The sequence below is a fragment of the Cryobacterium sp. 10I1 genome (genome assembly GCF_035019805.1).
Taxonomy (GTDB): domain Bacteria; phylum Actinomycetota; class Actinomycetes; order Actinomycetales; family Microbacteriaceae; genus Cryobacterium; species Cryobacterium glucosi.
Window position 1 is genome coordinate 1 of record NZ_JASJVF010000157.1, and the last position, 7,909, is coordinate 7,909.

The window sequence follows — 7,909 nt, forward strand, 5'->3', positions numbered from 1 at the left end:
CGGCTCAGCCACCGACGTACCTGCCAGTCTGGTTTGCCAGAAATCTTCCGGCACGCCACATTCCACTCTTCGCCATCACGATCTGGCTCCACGTGCGTAACCTGCACTCACAACAATAGAATGCCCGTCCAGTTCCACGAACGACACCGACGTTCGGCACTTCTCGATCGCGTTTTGCCGTGTTCAGACGGCCCGGTTAGGGCATTTCGTCGCATTCCTGATCACCGATTCGGCAAGGCGCCAGGGCTTCTCGTTGGCGAGATGAGCTGTCAGGGCGCCATTAGCGGTACCACTCCTCGTCCGTCTGAGCCAAACGCGAGGGATGCAACTCGTCGCCGAGTCCGTAAAAACGCTGAAAATTCATGATCAGAGGCCGCCACAAGTTCGGATCGATACGATTCTTCGACCCTTTCACGCGGATCGACTCGTGGACATGCACCCTCGTGATCCTGGCTTCGAAAATGAACGTGTCGCCATCGGCCGGGTCATCTTTCTCGAGGGGACGCGAATGAACGATGCGGGCTTCGAGATTAACCGGGCATTCGTCGATCCGTTCCGCTCGGACGGTGTCACCAGGTCGGGCATGCAAACCGGCACAGGCTATCTTGTCGGGCTCGTATCGATAGCCAACGCCAGCCTTGCCAGGAGGGACGGGCATGCGACCGGTCGTCAACGCTATCCTGTCTACCGCCTCGACTAGTTCGGCAGTGGGGAGGTTAATGACGCACTCGCGGGTGTCGAGAAGGTTCTGTGCAGTCAAGGACCGGGCGCCCATGCCAAGGAGGGCAGTCTGGCCAAGCCAGAAAACGGACGACATCGGGGACGTATTAGTGGCACCGTCGCGGTCGATCGTACTGAGAAGCGCAACGGGTGTTCCGAAGTAGAGGATGGCAGGATCAATCACGGTGTGCGTCGGCATGGGCTTCCTTCGGTGCGGGGGCGAGCGAGGGCTGGTAGGGCTCGTCGGTGCGAGCTTCACTTCGATTCTTTCCGACCCGATATCCCGGTGCTGGCGGATATCCGACGTCACAGAGTCACGCCATCGAGATCGCAAGCAATCGCGCTCCACGGGAGCAGTGAGGCCGATAGCACAGCCGAACACACCAGGCAATGTGAAAATTTGGATCCCGAACTGCGCACCATCGGCTTCCCCAAGGGCTTGTATCACTGCGGGCAGTAGTCGCTGAAGGTGTGCCTTCGATGCGCGCACGTTTGCCCTCGATGCCGGGCGAACGCGTCAGCCGGCGACATTACCGGGTGACGAATCCCTTCCTCACCATGCTCTCGGCGGCGGCCACGATGGCTTTGCGCGGGTCGCGCGGCGTCCAACCCAACACGCGGCGCGCCTTGTCGTTCGAAGTCTTCTTCGAGTAGCCGAGGTCGGGAACACCGGGCATGTCGGCGAGCGACCGGGTGGGCACGTGCCGCGCGTCAACACCGAGATGCGCCTTGATGACGGCTCCGATCTGCTGCATCGGGATGGCGGGACCGTTCGAGAGCAGGAGACGCTGCCCGGCGGCATCCGCCGCCGTCATCGCGAGGATGTGCGCTATCGCCACGTCGCGTACGTCAACGATGGGGATATAGAGATCGGGGAAGCCAGGCATCCGGCCCTCAAGCATAGTCTGGACTATGCGGTTCGCCCCCGAGACGTCGTCGCCCATTACCGGTCCCATCACCGCCACGGGGAGCGTGGCAAGTGTCATGGCACCTCCCTCGTCAGCCATGAATTGCCAGGCGGCGCGCTCGGCGAGTGTTTTGCTCTTACCGTATGCGTCGACGCCCGGGCCGTCAAGGATGGTCCAGTCGTCCTCGGTGAAGACGTGGCCATTGTGTGGGTGTCCCCAGCTCACCGCATGAAACGCGGAGGTGAGCACGACACGCTGCACGCCGGCGTCGCGGGTGTTGTCCGTCACGTTGAATGACGATGAGGCGTCATCCTGATTGACGATGAGAATTGGGGGTGTGGGCGGCACGGTGACGTGGTCGTCGTCAGCGATGACGGCGTCTATCGTGACGGTCGTCACGATGACGGCGGTTTTCGGGCATGCGGAAGCGCCTCGGCGCGGGATCTCAGGTGCGCAAGGGCGCGGGGAGGAGCCGGCCGCGGGTGAACATTCCGATCAGCGTCCACACCGGCAGCGGGCAGTCCCAACGCTGCCGGCAGGCCAGCGCCGCGCCGGCGAGGAGGTTCAGCGCGTCCCCGAGCGGAGTCGGCCAGACCAGATCGCGGCTCAGGATGTCAGGATCGGCACGGTACGCGTGCTGCACACCCTGTTCATGCAACCAGTCGGCGTGTGCTTCCCGTGCCCGACGCAGCCAGCGGCGCACCGTGGAGACCGGGCGGCCCAACTGGGCCGCGACCCGGCGGTGCCCGTCGCCGCGGGCCTTCGCAGCCAGGGCAGTGCCGATCACCTCGGCCGTGTCCGCCCGGCGCAGCACCAGCGCTGCGGGCAGCAGCACGTGCGTAGCTGCGCACTCCGGGCAGCGGGCACAGCGGGGTCGCACCGTGACCGGTGCCTCGTCGAGGCTGCGCACCCTGCGGATGCGGCCATACCCGTGCGGGCGCAACGCCCCGGGACAGCCGGGACAGCCCAGCTGCCCCGCGTCGAGCAGGGCCTCGGCCTGCTCCGGCGAGGCGACCACGATCATCGCGTCCAGCTCCGTTCTGCTGCCACAAGGTCATGCCAGTAACTCTTGACTACCACACCTGGCCGGGGAAGGGGCCACCTCGTGTTGAGGGTGCGGCGGTCGCCGTCAACGTGCCGAGCAGCCCGGCCAAGATCATCGTGACGATCACGGCCCGGGCGTTCGTCCGCGACCATCGCCGCTCGTCACGATGATGCTGCCGACGTGGACAACCCCATCGTCAACCCACGTGACGCACAACCCCGGCCTCATCGTCACCCACGGAGACGTACAACACGCGGGCCGCACGCAGGACCCGCAGCGCGCCCTCCCGTGCCGGCACGATAAGGTCGGCCTCGTTCTTGAGATGCCCGGGTAGCACGGGGGATGCCACGTGCAGTACGTGGTCCACTCCGGCGACGGCCTCCGGTCATCCGGCGTTCTTGAGCAGGTCGGCGACGACGAAGCTGAGGTTTTCGCCGTGCACCAAGCCCGCGTCGGCGAGCACGGAACGCACGGATCCCTCCTTGGCGAGTGAGCGGACGGTGGTTCGCACCACATGGCCCTGCTCGAGAAGCTGCAAGATGATGTGGCCGGCGATGAAGCCGGACCCGCCGGTGACGAGTACGTGATGTGTGGTCATAGTGATAACTCTTCCGCGCCAGGCTGTGCCCAGCCAGTGCCCCTTCAATCATGGGAGCGGCAGGACCATGGAACATCCGTGACCGCGGGCCTACGGTAGAGAAATGACCAACGCGCCGAACCTGCTGGGCGAGTACCTGCGCGCGCGCCGCGAGCGTTGACCTTGATCGACGTGCCCCGAAGTTCCTTGGCGTACATGACCGTGTCATGGCGTGCCGAGGGCATCCCCCTGAATTTGGTTACTTAATGATTGGGGCGATGAAGGTGTAGGTGACCAGGATGGCCAGCAGTAAGACGAAAATCCTTAACGCCCACAAGGCTTTCCGAGTGCTGGGGCCCAGCACAGCCGGGGGGACCGGGCGTGATTTTGCTGTGGACAGTTGGCCCGGTTCAAGTACCGCCGCAGGGTCCTCCGTGTCATGGTTGCAGCTTTTCACCTGGGTTCCTTGTCGTTTGCGGAGCACTCGGATTCGTGTTCGTGTGACTAGTTCGGAATGAGGTGGATGGTCTGGAGGAAGGAGATGATTCCGTAGCCCGCCGCGCAGAGCGCGATGAAAGTGATCACTAGGGTTCCTAATATATTGGTCAGGCGTGTGTTGGCCCATTTGCCCATCAGTTCACGGTCGTTGGCTAACATCATCAGGAAGACCAGCGTGACTGGGAGAAGAACAGTGGCCAGCACATTCGCGTTCAGCGCAATGGCAAGCAACGGCGCACCAGGAATCAGGATCACTGCCGCCGAGATCAAGGCCGAGGTGACATTGACACCGTAGAAAAGGCCTGCGCCGCGGGGGGAACTGTTGAAGCTGGCCGAGACCCCGATACATTCACCGGCGGCGTACGCGGTGCTGGCTGAGATAGTCAGGATCGCCACGGCCCCGGCTTCGATTAGGCCCAGGGCAAAGACCGCGCCCACCGGCATTCCCGCCACGGCGCTCAGTGCGGCAGGGAAACCAGCGCCCGCGAGACCCTGGATCGCTGAGCCGCCATGAGCGAACAGCGCCGCACCGACGATGAGGGCTGCGCAGCCAAACACCGCGGCCAAACCTGCACCGACCGCCGTGTCCAGACGGCCGTGCCTAATGTCCTGGTGGGTTATTCCCTTATCTGCCGAGGCGCTCTGCTGGAAGAACACCATCCATGGTGTGACGGTCGCACCGATGGTTGCAGTCAGCAGCAGCAGCAGCGGGGTGAGACCATCAAAGGGAAACGGTGACCACGTCGCGAACGCTCCGCCGATGGCACCCGGATCCGGGTGCACCATGATCGCGGCGACCAGGAACAGGCCGTTGAACATGGCCAGTCCCAAAACAATTCTTTCCCACCGCCGGTACCGTCCCCCGGCGAGGGTCAGGAAGACCAACACGATCCCCAGACTGGCAGCGACCGGCGCTCCCAGGCCGAAGAAGGCCAGACCGACCCGGATCGCGACGAACTCGGAGACCAGGGTGACGAGATTTGTGAGCACGAGGTCCACTGCCCCGAACCACCCCCAGAGACGACCGTAGCGTTGCAGGACCAGTTCGCCGTAGCCACGATGGGTCACGGCGCCTACCCGCATGGACATTTCCTGACAGAGGTAAGACATCGCGAAAAGAACAACGATGAAAGGCAGAAAGAACCCCGTGCCATAGTTGGCCCCGTCCGCGGCGTAGGAGACCATGCTTGGCCCGTCATTTTCGCCCAGCATGACCAGCAGTCCCGGGCCGGCCAGCAGCCACGCCAGGTGATACCCCTTACTGGACTGCCGTGCCCGGGAGACCCGGGCACGGTCAGAGGAACGCGCCACGTCCTCCCGCGTCAGAGGCAGCCCATTAGTATCCAAGAGGATCACCACCGGGCCCGGCGGACGAAATCGGACGCGCACAGGGCACACCCTCGCGCTGGGCGGACGCGAACCATTGGATGGGACCTGGCAAAGACGGAATGCCTCATAGAGGAATTCTGGCACGCCTAAAATAGTGGAAACGCACGAGGACTTTTGCGCGGGCCGCGGCCGGTCACGACGCCTTGCTGACCTACGAGAGTGGCAACGCCCCAAGACCGGGAAGTGCACCGCTCCGCGGGACGCAACCGAGGATCTGTCAAGACGTGAACCGGGCTTGGTCACTGGCATCTCGGATCATGAACTTTTAGGTCCCGCCCGCTGGCGTGATGGGCGGCGTTGATTGGAGATTCGTAGGAGGAGGGCCCCGATGACCCAGTTGGAGATGACGGAGGATCCGCCGGCAGAGAGCCAGGGGGTGGTGAGTCCGGTGAGTGGAATGATGCGGGTAAGTCCGCCGATGATGATGAACGTCTGCAGGGCGACGACAAAGGCAAGCCCGACGGCGAGGAGAGTGCTGAAGTCGTCGGCGCTGTCGTGCGCGATTCGCAGGCCGCGCGCGGTGAAGAGAAGGTAGAGGGAGAGAATGGCAAAGATCCCCGCGAGGCCGAGTTCTTCACCGAGGCTTGCGAAGATGTAGTCGCTTTGCGAGACCGGGGTGATCCAAGGCTGCCCTTGGCCAAGGCCAGTGCCAATCAGGCCACCGTGCGCGAAGCCAAATAGACCTTGGACGAGCTGGTAGCTTCCGCCGGTCGCGTTGTAGACCTGGGTGTCGAATGGGGTGAACCAGTTAGTGATCCGAAGGTTCACGTAGCTGAGGCTGGCATTGCCAGCAGCGGTGCCCGCCACGATGAGTAGACCACCGATGATGAGCCAGCTGAGCCGTGCTGTGGCAACGTAGATCAAGACGAGAAAGATCCCGAAGTAAAGCAGGCCAGGGCCGAGATTGTGTTGGGCGATCACCACAAGGATAGAGAGCAGCCAGACCAAAACGATCGGGCCCGTATGGCGAACGCGGGGAAATCGAAATCCGAGATGTTTGTTCCCCAAGAGCGACAGCGCGTCGCGGTGTCGCACAAGGTATCCTGCGAAGAAGACCGCCAAAGCGATCTTCGCGATCTCCCCGGGCTGGAAACTGAGCGAACCGATGCTGATCCAGGCCCGAGCGCCGGAGACGACTCTTCCGATTCCGGGTACCAGGGGAAGCGCGAGTAAGGCCACGGCAATGAGCCCGAAGGTGAACGTGTATCGGTGCAGGAGCTGAATGTTCCGTACAACCAATAGCGTCACCAGTGCACAAATGACCGCGATCGCACACCAGACGATTTGTCGAACGCTCGCACTTGCCCAGCCGGTAGAGCCGTAATGAAGATCGATCCGATAAATTTCCGCGATCCCAAGCCCACTGAGGACGGTCATAATCGGCAGAATGAACGGATCAGATAACGGTGCCGCGAACCGCATCACCACGTGCGTCAAGAGCGACAGGGCTGGAAGTGTCGCGCTCACACCGATGAACGCCGCATCAGTGTGTCCGGTAGCTCCCAGCTGCACGAGCAGCACACTGCCGAGCACAATGACACTGGCCAGCAGCAACAAGAACAGTTCAACATTCCGGGTCCGAACTCCGGGGACCGCGCCGCGCAATCGTGCCGCACGGTCAATGGGTAATGCTGTGACCGGGCCTATTCGACGCACGGGATCGACCCGGATTGCAGCGGAGTGGCCCGGTCGGTGTAGGCGTCCTTCGTCTCGCCGGTATTCTGCGGTACCCCCGGCGTTGCCGACGCGGTCGACATCGTGATCGTCGAACGGTGGATGAGGTTGGACAGATCGTTGTAACTGTAGATCGCGAAGGCCGCCATCCGCCCAACGATCACAACGACCGCGCCCGCGCCCGCGACACCAGGATCCTCCGACGTCGACGCACACGCTTACTCGCCTCGCCACGATGAGCGATCGGACGGGCATCGGGTGTTGAAGAGGTCATCGGAGAGTCCGTTCATCAGCCAGCAGCGAAAGGCCACCGTACGAAAGCGCGCAAGGCGGCGCTCGTCACAACTATGGTGGAGCGCCCTGCAAACTCACTGAGGCCAATTTCCGACACTAATGCTCCCATGCCCCCTGGATGGGGTTGTCCCGCAGGATATGCAATCGTCAGCCGGAGAGATGTCTCTAAGAACGCGAGCCGTTCGCGCGAGCGCGAAGCCGTGTGTAAGAACTTTCAAAATGAAAAGGGCCGTCCGCGGTGTGATCGAAAAAGGGCACGTGCAGTGATGTCTTCAACCCGGCTGTCGAGTCCCGCCGAAGTAGTAGCAGCTGCCGTGCCGACATCCGCACTATTGGGTTCGCAGCGTGCGTACCGTCACCTCCGTCCCGCCCGGCGTGCCCGTAGGTGAATCCAGGAACTCGCCGCGAGCGACAGAAACTGCCTCGATGCTGTGCGCGTTTTTGCCCGGCTTCGTCCGGCTTTCCCCGAGCGAGGTCACGACCACCAGGCCGTGGCGATGACGGTAAGGCCGGCCCCAGCGATACAAATGTCAGCCAAGCTCTCCTACGGACGGCATTTAGAATAACGCGAATGCCTGTTCCCTAGCTCCGTCCAATGACGAGTCCAGGGCGAGGCCACGCACGCGGCGCCCGTTCCCGGCCTCGACCCTGCTACCTGTAACGGTGACCAGGGTACGCCCCGCGTACGGCCGTTTAGACCGTGATCGTAAGGCACCCGACCAGGGTGTTGCCGCCCGCCCCAGTGTTGATCCCATACGCGCAGATCCGATGAGATCCGGGAGCGACCGCGATCTTCTCCGAATA

The 7,909-nt window shown here is 62.9% G+C and carries 8 protein-coding genes; 1 reads left to right on the plus strand and 7 read right to left on the minus strand.

What is annotated here, in order from left to right:
* Positions 1 to 280: 280 nt before the first annotated feature.
* The 3 genes from QN345_RS12970 to QN345_RS12980 all read right to left on the minus strand — a co-directional run bounded on the left by QN345_RS12970 (position 281) and on the right by QN345_RS12980 (position 2,652).
* A complete protein-coding gene (locus tag QN345_RS12970) occupies positions 281 to 919 on the minus strand; it encodes a flavin reductase family protein (protein ID WP_322136682.1) in 639 nt (212 codons plus the stop codon).
* Positions 920 to 1,250: 331 nt separating this feature from the next.
* Positions 1,251 to 2,027 (minus strand): NAD-dependent epimerase/dehydratase family protein, encoded by a 777-nt coding sequence (locus QN345_RS12975; protein ID WP_322140585.1) that lies wholly within the window; start codon positions 2,025 to 2,027, stop codon positions 1,251 to 1,253.
* 46 nt (positions 2,028 to 2,073) lie between these two features.
* A complete protein-coding gene (locus tag QN345_RS12980) occupies positions 2,074 to 2,652 on the minus strand; it encodes a helix-turn-helix domain-containing protein (protein ID WP_322189237.1) in 579 nt (192 codons plus the stop codon).
* A 32-nt stretch (positions 2,653 to 2,684) separates the two neighbouring features.
* Between QN345_RS12980 and QN345_RS12985 the strand changes: the two genes are divergently transcribed.
* Positions 2,685 to 2,843 carry a hypothetical protein gene (locus tag QN345_RS12985; protein WP_322136684.1) on the plus strand — a complete coding sequence of 53 codons (159 nt, stop codon included), beginning with the start codon at positions 2,685 to 2,687 and terminating at the stop codon, positions 2,841 to 2,843.
* A 215-nt stretch (positions 2,844 to 3,058) separates the two neighbouring features.
* Here QN345_RS12985 and QN345_RS12990 read toward each other — a convergent pair whose 3' ends face one another.
* From QN345_RS12990 to QN345_RS13005, 4 genes are all read right to left on the minus strand, one after another.
* Positions 3,059 to 3,271 carry an NAD-dependent epimerase/dehydratase family protein gene (locus tag QN345_RS12990; RefSeq protein ID WP_322136685.1) on the minus strand — a complete coding sequence of 71 codons (213 nt, stop codon included), beginning with the start codon at positions 3,269 to 3,271 and terminating at the stop codon, positions 3,059 to 3,061.
* A 483-nt stretch (positions 3,272 to 3,754) separates the two neighbouring features.
* Positions 3,755 to 5,107, minus strand: coding sequence for an NRAMP family divalent metal transporter (locus QN345_RS12995; protein ID WP_323508725.1), 1,353 nt, complete (start codon positions 5,105 to 5,107; stop codon positions 3,755 to 3,757).
* Between the two features lie 285 nt (positions 5,108 to 5,392).
* Complete coding sequence (locus QN345_RS13000; protein WP_322136688.1) at positions 5,393 to 6,694, minus strand: FtsW/RodA/SpoVE family cell cycle protein; 1,302 nt, start codon at positions 6,692 to 6,694, stop codon at positions 5,393 to 5,395.
* 86 nt (positions 6,695 to 6,780) lie between these two features.
* Positions 6,781 to 6,960 carry a hypothetical protein gene (locus QN345_RS13005; RefSeq protein WP_322136689.1) on the minus strand — a complete coding sequence of 60 codons (180 nt, stop codon included), beginning with the start codon at positions 6,958 to 6,960 and terminating at the stop codon, positions 6,781 to 6,783.
* Positions 6,961 to 7,909 lie beyond the last annotated feature (949 nt).

Coding starts and splice junctions, on each gene's coding strand:
- QN345_RS12970 (WP_322136682.1), bottom strand. CDS start 919: ATGCCGACGCACACCGTGATTGATCCTGCCATCCTCTACTTCGGAACA.
- QN345_RS12980 (WP_322189237.1), bottom strand. CDS start 2,652: ATGATCGTGGTCGCCTCGCCGGAGCAGGCCGAGGCCCTGCTCGACGCG.
- QN345_RS12985 (WP_322136684.1), top strand. CDS start 2,685: ATGCCAGTAACTCTTGACTACCACACCTGGCCGGGGAAGGGGCCACCT.
- QN345_RS12990 (WP_322136685.1), bottom strand. CDS start 3,271: ATGACCACACATCACGTACTCGTCACCGGCGGGTCCGGCTTCATCGCC.
- QN345_RS13005 (WP_322136689.1), bottom strand. CDS start 6,960: ATGGCGGCCTTCGCGATCTACAGTTACAACGATCTGTCCAACCTCATC.